Origin of the sequence: Larkinella punicea (assembly GCF_003334855.1) — a bacterium.
Lineage (GTDB): Bacteria > Bacteroidota > Bacteroidia > Cytophagales > Spirosomataceae > Larkinella > Larkinella punicea.
The window spans coordinates 198,008-215,158 of sequence record NZ_QOWE01000015.1; the positions used below are offsets into that span (position 1 = coordinate 198,008).

A 17,151-nucleotide genomic window follows, 5' to 3' on the forward strand; every position below is an offset into this window, starting at 1 on the left:
TTCTATTAGTTACCTAATCACAATGAATCGAAAACAACCGTTACGCTCGATGGTCTATCTGCTGGCTTTTGCCGCAGTGTTAGGCGCGTGTAAGTCCAAGCACCCGACCAGCGTGAAGCCGGGAAAGGAAAGTACGGCCACCGGTATTAACTACAACAAGGAAAACGGATTTCAGGTAGCTAAGTACAGAGGACAATCGGCCGGCCCGAACCTCGTCTTCATCGAAGGAGGCCGTTTCACGATGGGTGCGCTGGAAGAAGATGTCATGAATTCGCGTGACAACCGCGAGCGGACCGTCAGTATTCAGTCGTTTTACATGGACGAAACCGAAATCGCCAACATTCACTACCTTGAATACCTTGACGCCATTCAACGCGATTCGTCGGAAGAAATTTACAGCCGCGCGCTGCCCGATACGAACGTGTGGAAAAATCCGCTGTCGTATAACGATCCTTACGTAACGCAATACCTGCGTTTCCCAGGCTTCCGGTATTATCCGGTCGTTGGGGTTTCGTGGGAACAGGCCGTGGATTATTCCACCTGGCGGACGGATGCCGTCAATGCCAACCTGGCCCAGAAAGGTGCCGCCAGCAGCAAGAAAAAAGGATTCTCGCTGAAACGCAAGAAGAAAGAAGAAGCGGCTCCGGCCGTGGCTGAAGGCGAACAACCGGTAGCAGTCGCCAAAAATTCGCAAACGACGGCTTCGATGGAGAGCGGCAATGTGTTGCCAAATTACCGACTGCCTTCCGAAGCGGAGTGGGAGTATGCCGCCAAAGCCATGATCGGTACGCAGTATATCGACGAAAACCAGTCGAACCAGCGAATCTATCCGTGGGATGGTTCGTCTGTTCGGAACGCCAAGAAAGGCCGGAAGCAAGGTCAGATGATGGCCAACTTCAAACGCGGTCGTGGTGACTACGCCGGTATTGCCGGAAAATCGAACGATGCTGCGATTATCACCGCTGAAATTTATACCTACCTGCCCAACGACTTCGGTTTATATAACATGGCCGGAAACGTGAACGAGTGGGTATATGACGTCTATCGTCCGCTGTCGTATCAGGACATGAACGACCTCAACCCGCTGCGTCGGGATGGGTATCAGGATGATGAGAAAAACTACGATACGAAAAACGGCAACTCGATCATCAACGATAAATTACGGGTTTACAAAGGTGGTTCGTGGGCCGATGTTGCCTACTGGTTGTCACCTGGTACCCGTCGATTCATGGCGCAGGATTCGGCAACAGCCACCATCGGTTTCCGTTGTGCCATGATCGCCGGAGGACGGAACAAATAAGAACTAACTTCCTGGACCCTTACAGCGGCCATCCGACTATCGGGTGGCCGCTATTGTTACAATCCCGACCGATTGGCTGTTGGCGGCCAATAAAGTTGCCGTACAGGCCTCCAAAGTCGCTCCGGTAGTCAGGACATCATCGACCAGTAAAATCCGCTTATTCGCCACTAAATCCGGATCGCCAATCCCGAAGACGTTGTTGACATTCTGCCAGCGTTCAATTCGATCTTTTCCGGTTTGGCTAATGGTGTAGAGATTGCGTACCAGCGCCCGATCGCTCCACGGTATTTCCAGCGTTTCCGACAGTCCCTGAGCAAACCAGTCACTCTGGTTATAGCCGCGTTGCCGAAGTTTGGCCGGATGCAGCGGTACGCCCACAATAAGATCGATCTGTTCATTTAATTGAATGTCGGTTTTTAGCTGATAACCATACCAGCGGCCGAGTAAACTTCCAACCTCTTTCGTATTGCGGTATTTCAGGGCGTGAATCAGTCGCTGCGTTTTCCCTTTCTTGTTAAAATAGAGATAAGAATACACAAAATTCACCGGCACCTTGCCGGCAAACCGGAGTTGACCCGAAACCAGTGCCTCGCCCCGGTGCTGTCCGGTTTCGGGAAGTTTAAGACGACATGTCGTGCAGACCAGTTGTTCCTGGCTTTGCAGCGTATTGCGGCACAGCAAACAGGGATTCGGGTAAAACAGATTGAGCAAATCCCGAAAACCGCCCGCAACCAATTTTCCAATGATTTTCACGAACTTGGTTTGTTGAAATTATTTTGATGCAACGAGGTGCAGAATCCATTCCTCTTTTGTTCTCTTCCTATGTGACGAAGACGGGTGGAAAAAGTCATAAAAATGAGTGAACAAACTCCATAAATTTTTAGGAAGGATGATTACACAGGAAATTGAACAGGAGTGGGAGCAGGTGCTGGACTTTCTGGAGAAAGCCATTGGCAAACGACCAGCCGATTTAAACAGCGTGTTATTTCTGATTGGTGTGCAGGAACTGGGCCGGGGAACGCAGATTTTTACGAAAGAACAGAAACAGGATTTGATGCACATTGCCATCTGCAAAGTCCTGAGCTTTTCGGGGTATTACGAACTGGCAGGAACCGATCAGGACGGCTGGCCCCATTGGAAACTGGTTCAGAAAGTTCCGTATGTCGACTTGCTAACGCAGGAGAATTTTCTAAAACTTCACGTCATTACCTACTTTAATGATTACCTCGATTTGCCCGAAAACCAGTGAGTCGTGCCACGGGATAAAATTGTACAACGATCTTTTTCGTTATCAGAAGGAAGTTAAGGTTCAATTGATTATCTTCATTTTAGGATCATTGAGTTGTGATGACCGGAGCAGTGCCAACCCTTTAAGACTAAACCGATGCAGATGCAAGAATCCATTCAAACGCTGCTGCTGCGTATTGAAGAATACCGAAAGAAATTTTACATCAACCAGGTTGCGAAAGGTGCCATATTTTTCATTGCCTTTACGCTGTCGATCTATCTGCTGATGAACACGGCCGAGTTTTTCGGTCGGTTTAGCTCGCCGGTTCGCGGTGTGCTGTTTTTTGGTTCGTTGACGGTTTTGCTGCTGGCTTTGTACTACTGGATCATCAATCCGCTGGTGCATCTGTATGGCATCGGAAAATCGCTGACCAACGAAGAAGCCGCCCAACAGATCGGCCGTTTTTTTCCGGAGGTAGGGGATAAGCTCTTGAACACGCTGCAACTTCGGGCGTTGACGCGTCAGCAAAGCGATTTGCTCGAAGCCAGCATCAACCAGCGGTCGAAACAACTGCTGATCGTTCGGTTTGCCGACGCGATCCAAATCAATCAAAACCGCCGTTTCATCAAATTTGCCATCATTCCGGCCTTCATCATCGGCGGTTTACTGCTCCTGTATCCGGCTTTTCTGACCAGTACGTCGAAGCGCATTATCAGCTACGATCAGGAGTTTTCGGAAGAAGCACCGTTTCAGTTTCAATTGCGCAACAAAAATCTCAAAGCGTTTCGGAATGAAGACTATACGCTGGAGTTACAGATCCAGGGAAACAGCTTGCCACAGGACGTCTACCTGGTTTCGAACAACACACGCTTCAAGCTGACCAACGATGGCAAAGGGCTTTTTACGTATACGTTTGATAATGTTCAACGCGATATTCCGTTCCGTTTCGAAGCCGTCGGATTCAACTCGCCGGGCTACGAATTGGTCGTTCTGGATCGTCCGGGTTTGCTGGCTTTCGACGTCAGTCTGGTGTATCCGTCCTATCTCAACAAACCGTCGGAGCAACTTTCGAACGTTGGTAATCTGCTCGTTCCCGAAGGGACGCAGGTGACCTGGCGGTTTTCGGCCGCCAATACCGACTCGGTTTTGGTGCGGTTTGGCAATGAGCCACGGGGTTTGGTGGCTGACAAACAGTCGTCAGACGAGTTCGAATTCTCCCGCGTGGTGAAGAAATCTTCGACCTATTCCATTTCCCTGAAGAACAAAGTAGCCGCCAGCCGGGACAATATTCAGTATACGCTGAACGTCGTCAATGACAAATTTCCGCAGGTTTCGCTGGAGAACTTCAAGGATACTACCTTCTATAATTATGTCATGCTCGGGGGGACCATCACCGATGATTACGGTTTTTCCAACCTGAAAGTGATGTATAAAGTGATCCGGGCCGGTCAAAATTCACCGGATAAATTCTTAACCCGTGCGGTTCCGTTCAATCGATCGGCGGCTACCCAAAACTTTTATTACCAGTGGGGACTCGATAGCCTGAAAATGCAGCCCGGCGACCGGCTTGAGTATTTCGTTCAGGTTTGGGATAATGACGTGGTCAATGGCTACAAAAGCGCCCGTTCCAGCTTCGCTCAGTTTGCCGTTCCCGATCAGGCCAAGCTGGCAGAAGCCGCCGAGCAGTCGGCCCAGAAAACCGAAAACCAGATCAGCAAAACGCTGACGAAAGCACAGCAACTCAAAAAAGATTTGAATGCGCTGGAAAACCGCCTGCAAACGAAGAAGAATCTGGATTTTCAGGACAAAAAACAGGCCGAAGATTTGCTGAAAAAGCGGGAAGAATTGATGCAGGAGCTGAAAGAACTGCAGGAACAGAACAAGACCAACAACGAACGCCAGGAACGGTTTAACAACCAGAATCCGGAAATGCTCCAGAAATTTGAGCAACTCCAGAAGCTCATGAACGAGTTGATGGACCCGGAAACGCAGAAGCTGTATGAAGAGCTGAAGAAGATGCTGGAGCAGAAGCAGGACGATAAAATGATCGACATGCTCGACCGGCTGAAGAATAAAGAGAAAAATCTGGAGAAAGAATTAGAGCGCGCTTTGGAGCTTTTCAAACAGCTTCAGATGGAACAGAAGATGGAAAATGCCATCAAGGATCTGGAGAAGCAAGCGGAAAAACAGGAGAAGCTGGCGAACGAAACGGAAAAACAGGAAGCTCAGAAAGAAAAAGAAGACAAAGCTCAGTCGAAAAAAGACGATGCAAATTCGAAGAAGGACGAGAAAGCCCAGTCGAAGAAGGATGAAAACGGCGATAAGAAGGATCAGAATGGTGATTCTAAGAAAGAGGACAATGCCAAAAAAGACGAGAATGCGGAGTTGAGCAAAAAGCAGGAGGAACTCAATAAGGAGTTTGAGAAGACCCGCGAAGATCTGAAAGAGATTGAAAAAATGGCGGAGGAGATGAAAAATCCGCAGGAAAAAGACACGCGTGAGGATCTTCAGCAGGACATCAGCAACGAGCAAAAAGAGAGTCAGAAACAACTCGATCAGAAACAAAACGATAAAGCGTCAAAATCGCAGAAGAAAGCCGCCAAGCAAATGAAGGAGTTGAGCCAGCAATTGGAGCAACAACAGCAGTCGGCGGAGATGGAAGAGTCGCAGGAAAACATGGACGATTTGCGCGACATTCTCGAAAATCTGATTCAACTCTCATTTGATCAGGAACGCGTCATGAAGGATTTCAAGGCGGTTTCGTTGCAGGATCCCCGCTTTGTAAAACTCGCTCAGGATCAATTAAAGCTCCAGGATGACGCCAAAATCATTGAAGACAGTCTGTATGCACTGGCCAATCGGGTTCTGCAAATTCAGTCTTTTGTAACCCGGGAATTGAATAGCATGAAAGGATACATGGATGAAAGTGTTAAATACATTCGCGAACGTCGATTAAATGTCGCAACATCGAAACAGCAGTTTGCGATGACTTCCATCAACAATCTGGCCCTCATGCTTAGTGATGTTTTCAAGCAAATGCAGGAGCAGATGAGCCAAATGTCGGCATCCGGTTCTGGAAAGGGCAAGAAAAAAGGCAAAGGCAAGAGCATGTCGATGGGGGAAATGCAAAAGCAATTGAACGAGCGGATGCAAAAACTCATGAAAGAAGGGCAGGGGCAGGGCGGAAAAGGTGGACGCGGCATGTCGGAAGAGCTTTCTCGTCTGGCTGCCGAACAGGCCATGATGCGGAAAATGCTGAAAGAACTTCAGGACGCTCAGAAAGGCACTGAAATGGGTAAGAAGTTGGGTGGTGAAATGAATGACATCATGAATAAAATGGACGAGACCGAAACCGATCTGGTCAACAAACGTGTCACTCAGAATACCATTAAACGGCAGCAGGAGATGTTGATCCGCCTGCTGGAATCCGAAAAAGCGATTAAAGAGCAGGAGGAAGATCTGCAACGAAAAGCGGAATCGGCTAAGCCGGTTATGCGGAAACCACCACCACAATACGAACAACTGGTGAAGGACAAGCAAAAACAAGTTGAATTGTTGCGCTCGGTTCCGCCCGATTTTTCACCTTTCTATAAACGCGAAGTGGATTCGTATCTCAAAAAGTTAAAGTAAGTTAAGGGGCTTCGGCCCCTTTTTTCTTTTGAATCTTTTTAGCCCGACGTACGTTGATTTCAACGATCCTTCTCTTTACGCTTGTTTTATTTCTATTTTTGTGTTTCTTTTTTGTCGTGCTGTGAAATGTTTCCACGTGGAACATTTTTTCAAAATTGTAAAATCTCAGATCAATGTTCAATAAGTATGATGTTATTGTAGTAGGAGCGGGTCATGCCGGTTGTGAAGCTGCCACAGCAGCCGCAACGATGGGCTCATCCGTTTTACTGATTACAATGAACATGCAAACGATTGCTCAAATGTCATGCAATCCGGCAATGGGTGGTGTGGCAAAAGGGCAAATCGTTCGGGAAATCGATGCATTAGGGGGTCAATCGGGAATCATCAGCGATAAATCGATGATTCAATTCCGAATGCTCAATCGCTCCAAAGGTCCCGCGATGTGGAGTCCACGTTGTCAAAGTGACCGAATGGTTTTCGCTGCTGAGTGGCGTAAAACCATGGAAGAAACACCCAATCTTGATTTCTGGCAGGATATGGTGACCGAAATCATCGTGAAAGACAAACGAGTCACCGGGGTGAAAACCAGCATGGGAATGGAAATCATGGCTGATTCCGTTGTACTTACAAACGGAACATTCCTGAATGGAAAAATATACATTGGTGAAAAAACATTCGGGGGCGGGCGGACCGCCGAGCGATCAGCCACTGGTTTAACGGAACAACTCGTACAACTCGGATTTGAAGCAGGCCGGATGAAAACCGGAACACCACCACGGGTCGATGGTCGCAGTTTAAATTATAATTTGATGGAAGAACAGCCCGGCGATGAAAATCCGGGCAAGTTTTCTTACCTCAATACAGCCGCTTTAACCAAACAACGGCACTGCTGGATCACCTATACAAACCCGGAAGTACATGAAATTTTGAAGACCGGTTTTGAGCGTTCACCGATGTTTACAGGCCGGATTAAGGGTTTAGGCCCCCGGTATTGCCCCTCCGTGGAAGATAAAATCAACCGGTTTGCCGACAAAGATCGCCACCAGATTTTCGTAGAACCGGAAGGATGGGACACCGTTGAGGTGTACGTCAATGGTTTTTCGACTTCCTTACCGGAAGATGTGCAGATAAAAGCGTTGCGAAAAATACCGGGTTTTGAAAATGCCAAGATGTTTCGCCCCGGCTACGCGGTCGAATATGACTACTTTCCACCGACCCAATTGAAGCAGACGCTGGAAACCCAGTTGGTCGACGGGCTGTTTTTTGCCGGTCAAATCAATGGAACAACCGGTTATGAAGAAGCCGCCTGTCAAGGTTTGATGGCCGGCATCAATGCTCACAATACCGCAAAAGAACTTGGCGAATTCACGCTGAAACGCTCCGAAGCCTACATTGGCGTGCTGATCGATGACCTGATTACGAAGGGAACGGAGGAACCATATCGCATGTTTACATCCCGCGCTGAATACCGAACCATTCTCCGGCAGGACAATGCCGACCTGCGTCTGACGGAAAAAGGATATAAAATTGGCCTCGCTTCGCAGGAACGGTTCGACCTCATGCAAACCAAACAGGCCAATGTAACGGCCATTCTGGATGAAATGAGACAGATGCGGGTGCAACCGGAAACCATCAACACCCTGCTGGATTCGCTGGGAAGTGCGCAGATTCGTGAAAAAACATCGCCTTACGCTCTATTGAGACGACCGGAAATTAACCGCAAAGAACTAACCATGCTGGGCGACAACGTTGCCGATTACCTCAACGCGTTCAATGAAGAAACCGTAGAAGAAGCCGTGATTCTGGTGAAATACGAAAGCTATATTGAAAAGGAGCGGATGTTGGTGGAACGCACGGAGAAGCTGGAAAGCCTGATTATCCGTCCGGATTTTGACTTCGACCGGCTTTCCGCTTTGTCGTTCGAAGGCCGGGAAAAGCTGAAGCGGATCCGTCCCCAAACCATTGGCCAGGCATCGCGCATCAGCGGTGTCAGTGCTTCCGATATTTCCATTTTAATGATTTATTTAGGCCGGTAAACATGACGGTTGAGCACCTTATAGAATGCCCGGTTTGCGGAAATCAGTCCTTTTCCAACTGGATGACTTGTACCGATTTTCTGGTCTCGAAGAACGAATTTACCATTCAGCGTTGTGAACAATGCGGTTTCAAGGCGACGAATCCACGGCCGGTAGAGGCAGAAATTGGGCAGTATTACCAATCGGAAGAATACATTTCGCACAGTGATACGCGAAAAGGAATCATCAGTCAACTCTATCATACCGTTCGAACGATAACCGTTCAGCAAAAGGTAAAACTGATTACGGGACTGTCTCCACGAAAAGGTCAGTTGCTGGACATCGGCTGCGGCTCCGGCTATTTTCTCGCAGCCAGTCAGGAAGCGGGCTGGAAAATCAGGGGCACCGAACCGGATGTCAATACGCGACGGCAAGCCGCGGAACGGACTAAAACGGAGCTTGGAAAATCCATTTTTGAGCTTGAAGTCACAGAGCCGTTTGATGTAATTACGATGTGGCACGTGTTGGAACACGTTCATGAATTGCAGGAAACCCTGGAATGGATACGCAGCCACAGTCGTCCGAAAGGGCATCTGGTAATTGCCGTTCCAAACTATCATTCGTGGGATGCCCGGCATTACAAACAGTTCTGGGCGGCTTATGATGTACCCCGGCACCTCTATCACTTTTCGCCCGATACCATGAAAACGTTGTTGAAACGATACGGTTTTGAACTGAAAGAACAGCGGCCGATGATGTTTGATGCGTTCTATGTGAACATGCTCAGTACGAAAAACCGGGACGGAAAGCCGGCTTATCTTGAAAGTTTTTGGAATGGAATTCGTTCTAATTGGTCAGCCTATCAGGATGGAGGAAATTATTCAAGCTTGATTTACGTCGCTCAGGCCCAATAATTAATCATTTTTCATGCCCTGATCAGGAAACTGTTCAGGGTTTTTTATTGCCAAAAATGAAACAAGCACTCGCTCTATTCGCCATTATCGTCGTTTTTCTGAATTCATGCTCCCAATATGCCGCACCGATTGGGGGTAAAAAAGACACCCTTGCACCCGTGCTGGTGGTCAGCACACCCATCAACAAACAGAAGAATTTTAAAGGAAAAACCATCGAGGTTTTCTTTAACGAATACATTCGGGTGGAGAATGCCAACCAGAAAATTCTGATCACACCGGAGCCGGAAGCACCTTTCAAAGTCAAAATCAAACCGACGAGTTTGCGGCTTTCGTTCGACAAACCGTTCAAGGATAGTACGACGTACACCTTCAATTTTACGGATGCTGTGAAAGACGTGACCGAAAACAACCCGGCTCTGAGTCTCAAATTAGTCTTCAGCACGGGCAGCTCCATCGACTCGCTCAGGGTAGGAGGGAAGGTAATCGACATCCAGACCGGCCAGCCCACCTTGAATACATTGGTGGGACTCTACATACCGAATGATACGCTGACCCCCACCAAAAGCAAACCGTATTACTTCACGCGCACCGATACATCCGGGGTGTTTTTATTGGAAAACGTGAAAGACGGTCGCTATAAACTATTTGCGTTCGACGACAAAAACCTGAATTTTATCCTGAATCCAAACACGGAAAAAGTAGCTTTTCTGAAAGGTGATCTTGACCTGAAGGCGAATAATGATACCTTGAATTTACAGTTATTTTCGTTTTACAACACCCCTCCGCGATCGGTCCGAACACAACAAATGGTCAACACCTACACGTATGTATTTGATCGGGGAATTGAAAAGTATTCCATCCGTTTTAACAATGCCGAGGACAGCATTCCATCGTATTTCAGAACACCGACGGAGCTGACCTTCTTCAATGCGAAGGCAACATCGGATACGATTCGGGTGAAGATTTCAGTAACGGACTCGCTAAAAAACACGACGGAGCTTACCCAGAAATTCAAGTTTCGAACCTCCACACGCCGGGAAACACCGGAGCCGGTAACGATCACGGCCAAGCCGGCCGACAACGGAGATAGTGATCGAAACCTGGAAGTCGTACTTGAGTTTTCGAAACCGATGAAACAGATCACCCCGGATTCGTTGGTGCTCTTTAGTGATAGTACAAACCGCATTCCGCTGACCCAGCAGGACTACCGATGGGAGAATAATCAAACCCGTTTTGTGCTGACCAAATCGACCACCGCCCGGAACAACCTTATCCTCCGATTGGGACGGGGAGCATTTATCAGTGCCCTCAATGACTCGACGGCACGAACGGAATTGAACTATACCATCCGTGATCCCGAGAAATATGGCGTCCTGACGGGGCGGGTAAATACCTCAGCAAAGCAGTTTATTGTGGAATTACTGGATGAGAATTTCAAGCTGGTTGAGAAGCAGCTAAACAACCCCACTTATCGATTCGTTAACATAAAACCGGGTCGCTACCGGCTTCGGGTCATCATCGATGAAAACGGAAACGGCCGGTGGGACAGTGGGAATGTGACCGAAAACCGCCTGCCCGAACCCATCTTTTTCTTCACCAGGAACAAAGGACTTATCCCAATTAAGGCCAATTTTGATATTAACGAAGACATTGATGCCTTTTGAAAGGTCAATGTGAAATTAAAAAAACACAAGTTATCGGTGGAAAAGTACGTGGAAAAGTGGATAAAGGGTGTGGATAAAATGTGACGGGGTACAAAAATTGCTGTGGACAAACGGACTCAGGCTGTGGATAAGAAAAAAGTAAAGTGTGGATAGTGTATAACTCTGCTATTTTCCACAACTTATTCTTATCTTCATCAACATGTGGAAATGTTTATACTGTATCTTGTGGAAATGTGTCTAAAAGGCCGGCTTATTCCAGAGTGCGAATGTTGATAAATAATTAACAGGCTTATAATCAATAGATTACGTGTTGATAAGTACGTTAACAATGTGGATAAGTCGTTTTTGTTATCCACAGAATTTTGAAAGAAATGTGTATAAAGAAGTTGTCCACATATCCACAGGCAACAATCCTTTAAATCCTTTTATTCTTTAATTAATAAAAAAAGAAAATGAAGAAGATAGTAGGACTCCTGATGATGCTACTGTTGGTGGGCTCATTGAATGGATTTGCTCAGGAAGGAGCGGACTTGGCAGATGAATATTTCAAAAAAGGCGAATTTGAAAAAGCGCACACGATCTACCAGAAATTGATGAAGCCTGGAGCCAGCAAGCAAATCATCAGCCGCTATGTGGAGAGTTCGGTCAAGTTGAACAAAATACCGGAAGCAGAAAAGGTGGTCAGAAAGCTGGTAAAGTCGGACGACAAAAATCCGTATGTGTTTCTACAGGCCGGCATTCTCGAAGAGAGCCGGAGCGATTCGGCTAAAGCAGATGTTTACTTTAACAAAGCTATTGTTGTTGCAGGAAATGCAATTAACGGGTTGCCGGAACTGGCTCAGGATTTTGCCGAGCAACAAAAACAGAACTGGGCCATCAAAGTACTGAAGAAGGGGCGTGAACAAAGTCGGGAACCGCTGGCCTATGCCGGCGAGCTGGCGCGCCTGTATGGTGCGGTTGGGCAAAAGGAGAACATGATCGACGAATTGCTGCACTGGGGACTCATCCCGGGCAATCGCGACAATGTGCAGGCCATTTTGCAGGACAACCTAAAAGACGCCGATCAGAAAATGCTGGAGACGGTTCTGTACAAGAAAGTGCAGGAAAATCCGAACGAGATGTTTTATACCGAGATGCTCGTCTGGTACTTAACGCAGAAGAAGGAGTTTTATAAAGCATTCATTCAGGAACGCGCCCTCGACAAACGCTTAAAATTGACCGGTGTGCGTGTTTATGATCTGGGAGCAGTCGCACTCCAGAATAAAGATTATAAGAACGCTGCGGCCATGTTTGAGTACGTAGCGAAGGAATATCCCCAGGGGCAACTCTATCCGTTTGCCCGGCGGCTGGTGATCAAGGCCCGGGAGGAGCAGGTGAAGAATACTTATCCGGTGGATAACCTGGAAATCCGGAAGCTCATTGCCGATTATCAGAAGATGTTTCAGGAACTGGGCAAAAACAACCGGACGCTCGAAGCACTTCGGAGTACGGCCAGTCTGTATGCGTTTTACCTCGATGAAAAAGACACGGCTTTAACGATTCTGAAACTGGCCACCGAAATCAGCAAAAACGAAAAAGGGTTTATCGACCGGTGCAAACTGGATATGGGCGATATTTACCTCCTGAAAGGCGAACCCTGGGAAGCCACGTTGCTGTATTCACAGGTTGAAAAATCGCAGAAAGAAGAGTTGCTGGGCTACGAAGCCAAGCTGCGGAATGCCCGGTTGCACTACTACAAAGGCGAATTTGAGCTGTCGAAAGATGTGTTGGACATTCTGAAACAGGCCACCAGCCGGGAAATTGCCAACGACGCCGGGGCGCTCAGTTTGCTCATTATGGACAATACCGGCATGGATTCAGATAGCAACGAAACCGCCATGAAGGAATTTGCTTCGATTGAGCTGATGTTGTTTCAGAACAAGGTCGATTCTGCCGCGCTGGAACTTAATCAGTTGTATACCAAATACAAAGATCATAGTCTGGCCGACAACATTTTGTGGCTGCGGGCCAATACGCTGATCAAACAGAATAAGATCGATGAAGCCCTGCAGGATCTGGAAAAAATCTCAGCCAACTACGGAGAAGATGTCCTGGGCGACGATGCGCTCTTTCTGACGGCCAAAACGTACGAGGAAAACAAGCAGGATAAACCCAAAGCGATGGAACTCTACAACCAGCTTTTGCAGAAATATCCGGGCAGTATTTTCGGAGCCGACGCCCGAAAGCGATTTCGGTCCTTGCGGGGCGATACCATCAATTAATCAAAAAGACCCGCCGAGTAGCGGGTCTTTTTGATTTTCAGGCGGTTTGCAAAAGGAAATCTTTAAACTCCGCAAAATCAGCTTTCATTTTAAAACTGCTTTTTGGCCGGTTCATCAGTTCTTCCAAAGCCGCCGGAATATCCACAGGCGTGTGGATAACTGACTCGACCAGTTCTTTAAACTTGGCCGGATGAGCCGTAGCCAGTGTTATTCCACACACATCCGGGTTGGTTTGTTGATAACGTTGTAAGCCGAGGTAGCCAACTGCGGTATGTGGACACATCACGTAGTTATATTGTTGATAAACAGCCGCCATAGCTTGTTTGGTCTGCTCATCATCGAAGAAGTAACCGGATAGAACGTGTTTCAGCGTTTCAAAATTATCATCAAACAAGTGAACCAGTCGAACGAAATTACTCGGACTTCCCACGTCCATCGCGTTCGAAATCGTTTCGACAGACGGTTTTGGCTCGTATATACCGGTTTCCAAATACTTCGGAACCACATAATTCAGGTTCGTCGACGCAATGAACTGTTGAACCGGCAGGCCCATTTTGTAAGCCAATGCCCCCGCACTGAGATTACCGAAATTGCCGCTGGGCGTAGAGAAAACCACCGGTTTTCCCAAATGCTTCACTTGTCCGTAGGCCCGGGCGTAGTAAAAGCTTTGCGGAATCAGGCGGAAGATATTGATGGAATTGGCCGACGCCAGGCTAAACTGCTGATTCAATTCAGAATCGGTAAAGGCGGTTTTCACCAGCGCCTGACAATCGTCAAACGAACCGTCGACTTCAATGGCGGTAATGTTTTGCCCCAGGGTCGTCAACTGCTTTTCCTGCAATTCACTGACCCGACCGGTGGGGTACAGAATCGTCACCTTAATACCGGGCACGCCCAGAAAGCCCATGGCCACCGCGCCACCCGTATCACCGGACGTCGCGACCAGGATATGCACTTCCCGGTTCGATTTCTCCAGATAATACCCCATCATGGCCGCCATATAGCGGGCGCCCACGTCTTTAAAAGCCAGTGAAGGCCCGTGGAACAACTCCAGAACGTGCGTTTTTCCGTCTTCGAGCGCCACCACGGGCGTATCGAACGGAAAAGCGTGGTGAACCAGTTCTTCCAACTTAGGAGCTGGAATAGAGTCATTAAAAAGGGCCGAGCTGATTTGAAAGCCAATATCGGCCAGTGAGCCGCCGGAAATGGAATTGAAAAAATCCGCGCCCATCGCTGGGATCGTTTCCGGCATATAAAGGCCCCGGTCTGCTGGCAAACTTCGGAGCAACGCTTCTTCCATCGAAACCCGGACAGAAGGATTATTCGTACTGTAAAACTTCATGGTAAGGAGCTAAAAAATTGCCGCAAGTTACGAAAACCCAAACCGTTAAGCGAACAATTGAATCGACAAATGACAAAAACTGTGGTATAAACCACTGGGAACCTAAATCGGTTACATTCAATTATCTAGTTTAGCAGCTTCAAAAATCAACAAACGTATGTCAGTAGGCTTTTTTCAGGTTCCGATTCCACAAAATGAGCCGGTTAAAGAGTATCGTCCCGGTTCCGACGAGCGCGCAAAGTTAAAAGCCGCCCTCGCCGAGGCTTCTTCGAAAACCGTTGATATCCCGATGTATATCGGTGCAGAAGAGGTAAGAACCGAAATTCAGAAGGAATTGGTTGCTCCGCATAACCGCCAACAGATTCTGGCGCATTTTCATGAAGGAGATCAATCGCATGTTGAACAAGCTATTACGGCGGCACTGAATGCGAAAGAGGAGTGGGCGAATCTGTCGTGGGAGCACCGCGCCAGCATTTTTCTGAAAGCCGCTGAACTGCTGGCTGGGCCGTATCGCTACAAAATGAATGCGGCAACCATGCTGGGACAGTCGAAAAACGCCTACCAGGCCGAAATTGATTCGGCTTGTGAACTGATTGATTTTCTACGGTATAATGTGCATTACGCAACGGAAATCTACAACCAGCAGCCCAAATCTTCGCCCGGCGTCTGGAACCGTCTGGAATACCGTCCGCTGGAAGGCTTCGTTTTTGCCCTGACGCCATTCAACTTCACCGCCATTGCCGGCAATCTGCCCACCGCGCCCGCTTTGTTGGGGAATACCGTGGTTTGGAAACCGGCCTACCAGCAAATTTATTCAGCGCAAGTCATCATGGAAGTGCTGAAAGAAGCCGGTTTGCCCGATGGTGTCATCAATTTGATTTACGTGGATGGGCCACTGGCGGGTGAAGTGATTTTTAAACACCCGGATTTTGCGGGAATTCACTTTACAGGAAGCACCGGTGTTTTCCAGCAGATCTGGAAAACGATTGGCGAGAACATCCATTTGTATAAATCCTATCCAAGAATTGTTGGAGAAACCGGCGGAAAAGACTTCGTATTGGTTCACGAATCAGCCGATCCGAAAGCCGTGGCGACTGGCCTGGTTCGCGGGGCCTTTGAATACCAGGGGCAGAAATGCTCGGCGGCATCCCGGGCTTATATTCCGGCAACCCTTTGGGCAGAAATCCGAGACTACATTGTCGCGGATTTGCAGGCTATTAAAATGGGGAGTGTCGAAGATTTCGGGAATTTCGTCAACGCCGTTATCGACGAAAAATCCTTCGATAAGATCAGCAAATACATTTCTGATGCGAAGGCTGATCCGACCGTCGAAATCATTGCGGGGGGAAATGTGGATAAAACCGACGGTTTTTTTGTGGAACCAACGGTTTTGGTCGCGGCCAATCCGCTGTATGTAACGATGTGTGAGGAAATATTCGGCCCGGTTTTGACCATTTATCTCTATCATCCCGACAATTTTGAACAAACCATCGAACTGGTCGATCAAACGTCACCTTATGCCTTGACGGGGGCGGTTTTCGCCAAAGATCGGTATGCCGTTGAATTGGTCACGAAAAAACTGTCGAATGCGGCCGGTAATTTCTACATCAATGACAAACCAACGGGAGCCGTCGTGGGTCAGCAACCCTTTGGCGGAGCACGGGCTTCGGGGACAAACGACAAAGCCGGTTCCTTATTAAACTTGCTGCGGTGGGTTTCGGCCCGAACCATCAAGGAGACTTTGGTGTCACCAACTGACTTCCGGTATCCTTTTTTGGAGAGTGAATAACATTTAAAATGATCAATAAGGAGATAGAATTGCATTCAAAAAAGAATGTTGAGGTAAATCAACTTTTTTCGAAAAAGGACTTGCGCTAAGCAAAACAAACCTCTATCTTTGCAGTCCCAAATAAGTGATACGGCTGGACGGAAGCGTTCAGCAACAGTTTTCCAAGCGAGGAAAACACGTTCTTTGACAACTTGACCAAGTAAGTAAGAAGTAAGGATTCTGCGTAAAGTATAAGTACAAATCATTTACAATGGAGAGTTTGATCCTGGCTCAGGATGAACGCTAGCGGCAGGCCTAATACATGCAAGTCGAACGGATGTCCTTCGGGGCATTAGTGGCGTACGGGTGCGTAACGCGTAAACAATCTACCTCATACTGGGGGATAGCCCTGGGAAACCGGGAGTAAGCCCGCATGGCACCACGAGATTTCATGGTTTTGTGGTTAAAGATTTATCGGTATGAGATGAGTTTGCGTCTGATTAGCTAGTTGGCGGGGTAACGGCCCACCAAGGCGATGATCAGTAGGGGCTCTGAGAGGAGCGGCCCCCACACTGGCACTGAGACACGGGCCAGACTCCTACGGGAGGCAGCAGTAGGGAATATTGGGCAATGGACGGAAGTCTGACCCAGCCATGCCGCGTGCAGGAAGACGGCGCTCAGCGTTGTAAACTGCTTTTATCTGGGAAGAAAAGAAGCCCTGCGGGGTTTTGTGACGGTACCAGAGGAATAAGCACCGGCTAACTCCGTGCCAGCAGCCGCGGTAATACGGAGGGTGCAAGCGTTGTCCGGATTTATTGGGTTTAAAGGGTGCGTAGGTGGCTTTTTAAGTCAGACCTGAAAGTGGGCCGCTTAACGGCACAGGGTGGTTTGATACTGAAGAGCTTGAAGAGGGTGGAGGCCGCCGGAACGGATCGTGTAGCGGTGAAATGCATAGAGATGATCCAGAACCCCGATTGCGAAGGCAGGCGGCTACGCCCCACTTGACACTGAGGCACGAGAGCATGGGGA

At 48.1% G+C, this 17,151-nt stretch carries 10 protein-coding genes and 1 rRNA gene; 9 read left to right on the forward strand and 2 right to left on the reverse strand.

Features of this window, described 5'->3' with window-relative positions:
- Window positions 1–22 precede the first annotated feature (22 nt).
- Complete coding sequence (locus DUE52_RS18920; RefSeq protein ID WP_114407598.1) at window positions 23–1,300, forward strand: SUMF1/EgtB/PvdO family nonheme iron enzyme; 1,278 nt, start codon at window positions 23–25, stop codon at window positions 1,298–1,300.
- Between the two features lie 36 nt (window positions 1,301–1,336).
- Here DUE52_RS18920 and DUE52_RS18925 read toward each other — a convergent pair whose 3' ends face one another.
- Entirely contained in the window at window positions 1,337–2,053 is a 717-nt protein-coding gene (locus DUE52_RS18925; RefSeq protein WP_229312222.1) for a ComF family protein, read from the reverse strand.
- 136 nt (window positions 2,054–2,189) lie between these two features.
- Between DUE52_RS18925 and DUE52_RS18930 the strand changes: the two genes are divergently transcribed.
- The 6 genes from DUE52_RS18930 to DUE52_RS18955 all read left to right on the forward strand — a co-directional run bounded on the left by DUE52_RS18930 (window position 2,190) and on the right by DUE52_RS18955 (window position 13,012).
- Window positions 2,190–2,549: a hypothetical protein gene (locus DUE52_RS18930; RefSeq protein WP_114407599.1), complete on the forward strand. Its 360-nt coding sequence runs from the start codon at window positions 2,190–2,192 to the stop codon at window positions 2,547–2,549.
- A gap of 141 nt (window positions 2,550–2,690) precedes the next feature.
- Window positions 2,691–6,158 carry a DUF4175 family protein gene (locus DUE52_RS18935; protein ID WP_170315703.1) on the forward strand — a complete coding sequence of 1,156 codons (3,468 nt, stop codon included), beginning with the start codon at window positions 2,691–2,693 and terminating at the stop codon, window positions 6,156–6,158.
- Window positions 6,159–6,331: 173 nt separating this feature from the next.
- A complete protein-coding gene (gene mnmG, locus DUE52_RS18940; protein ID WP_114407600.1) occupies window positions 6,332–8,194 on the forward strand; it encodes a tRNA uridine-5-carboxymethylaminomethyl(34) synthesis enzyme MnmG in 1,863 nt (620 codons plus the stop codon).
- Window positions 8,195–8,256: 62 nt separating this feature from the next.
- A complete protein-coding gene (locus DUE52_RS18945; RefSeq protein WP_229312223.1) occupies window positions 8,257–9,087 on the forward strand; it encodes a class I SAM-dependent methyltransferase in 831 nt (276 codons plus the stop codon).
- A gap of 56 nt (window positions 9,088–9,143) precedes the next feature.
- Entirely contained in the window at window positions 9,144–10,751 is a 1,608-nt protein-coding gene (locus DUE52_RS18950; RefSeq protein ID WP_114407602.1) for an Ig-like domain-containing domain, read from the forward strand.
- Window positions 10,752–11,203: 452 nt separating this feature from the next.
- Complete coding sequence (locus DUE52_RS18955) at window positions 11,204–13,012, forward strand: tetratricopeptide repeat protein (protein ID WP_229312224.1); 1,809 nt, start codon at window positions 11,204–11,206, stop codon at window positions 13,010–13,012.
- Window positions 13,013–13,049: 37 nt separating this feature from the next.
- On the opposite strand, the gene thrC is transcribed toward DUE52_RS18955, so the two are convergent.
- Window positions 13,050–14,354, reverse strand: coding sequence for a threonine synthase (gene thrC / locus DUE52_RS18960; protein ID WP_114407604.1), 1,305 nt, complete (start codon window positions 14,352–14,354; stop codon window positions 13,050–13,052).
- Window positions 14,355–14,511: 157 nt separating this feature from the next.
- Here thrC and pruA point away from each other — a divergent pair, with 157 nt between their 5' ends.
- Both pruA and DUE52_RS18970 read left to right on the forward strand, forming a co-directional pair.
- Window positions 14,512–16,143: an L-glutamate gamma-semialdehyde dehydrogenase gene (pruA, locus tag DUE52_RS18965; RefSeq protein ID WP_114407605.1), complete on the forward strand. Its 1,632-nt coding sequence runs from the start codon at window positions 14,512–14,514 to the stop codon at window positions 16,141–16,143.
- A gap of 247 nt (window positions 16,144–16,390) precedes the next feature.
- Window positions 16,391–17,151, forward strand: a 16S ribosomal RNA gene (locus DUE52_RS18970); the annotation flags it as partial.

Bases quoted from the DNA above. Each gene is read 5' to 3' on its own strand.
- DUE52_RS18920 (WP_114407598.1), top strand. From the start codon at position 23: ATGAATCGAAAACAACCGTTACGCTCGATGGTCTATCTGCTGGCTTTT.
- DUE52_RS18930 (WP_114407599.1), top strand. From the start codon at position 2,190: ATGATTACACAGGAAATTGAACAGGAGTGGGAGCAGGTGCTGGACTTT.
- DUE52_RS18935 (WP_170315703.1), top strand. From the start codon at position 2,691: ATGCAAGAATCCATTCAAACGCTGCTGCTGCGTATTGAAGAATACCGA.
- mnmG (WP_114407600.1), top strand. From the start codon at position 6,332: ATGTTCAATAAGTATGATGTTATTGTAGTAGGAGCGGGTCATGCCGGT.
- DUE52_RS18945 (WP_229312223.1), top strand. From the start codon at position 8,257: ATGACTTGTACCGATTTTCTGGTCTCGAAGAACGAATTTACCATTCAG.
- DUE52_RS18950 (WP_114407602.1), top strand. From the start codon at position 9,144: ATGAAACAAGCACTCGCTCTATTCGCCATTATCGTCGTTTTTCTGAAT.
- DUE52_RS18955 (WP_229312224.1), top strand. From the start codon at position 11,204: ATGAAGAAGATAGTAGGACTCCTGATGATGCTACTGTTGGTGGGCTCA.
- thrC (WP_114407604.1), bottom strand. From the start codon at position 14,354: ATGAAGTTTTACAGTACGAATAATCCTTCTGTCCGGGTTTCGATGGAA.
- pruA (WP_114407605.1), top strand. From the start codon at position 14,512: ATGTCAGTAGGCTTTTTTCAGGTTCCGATTCCACAAAATGAGCCGGTT.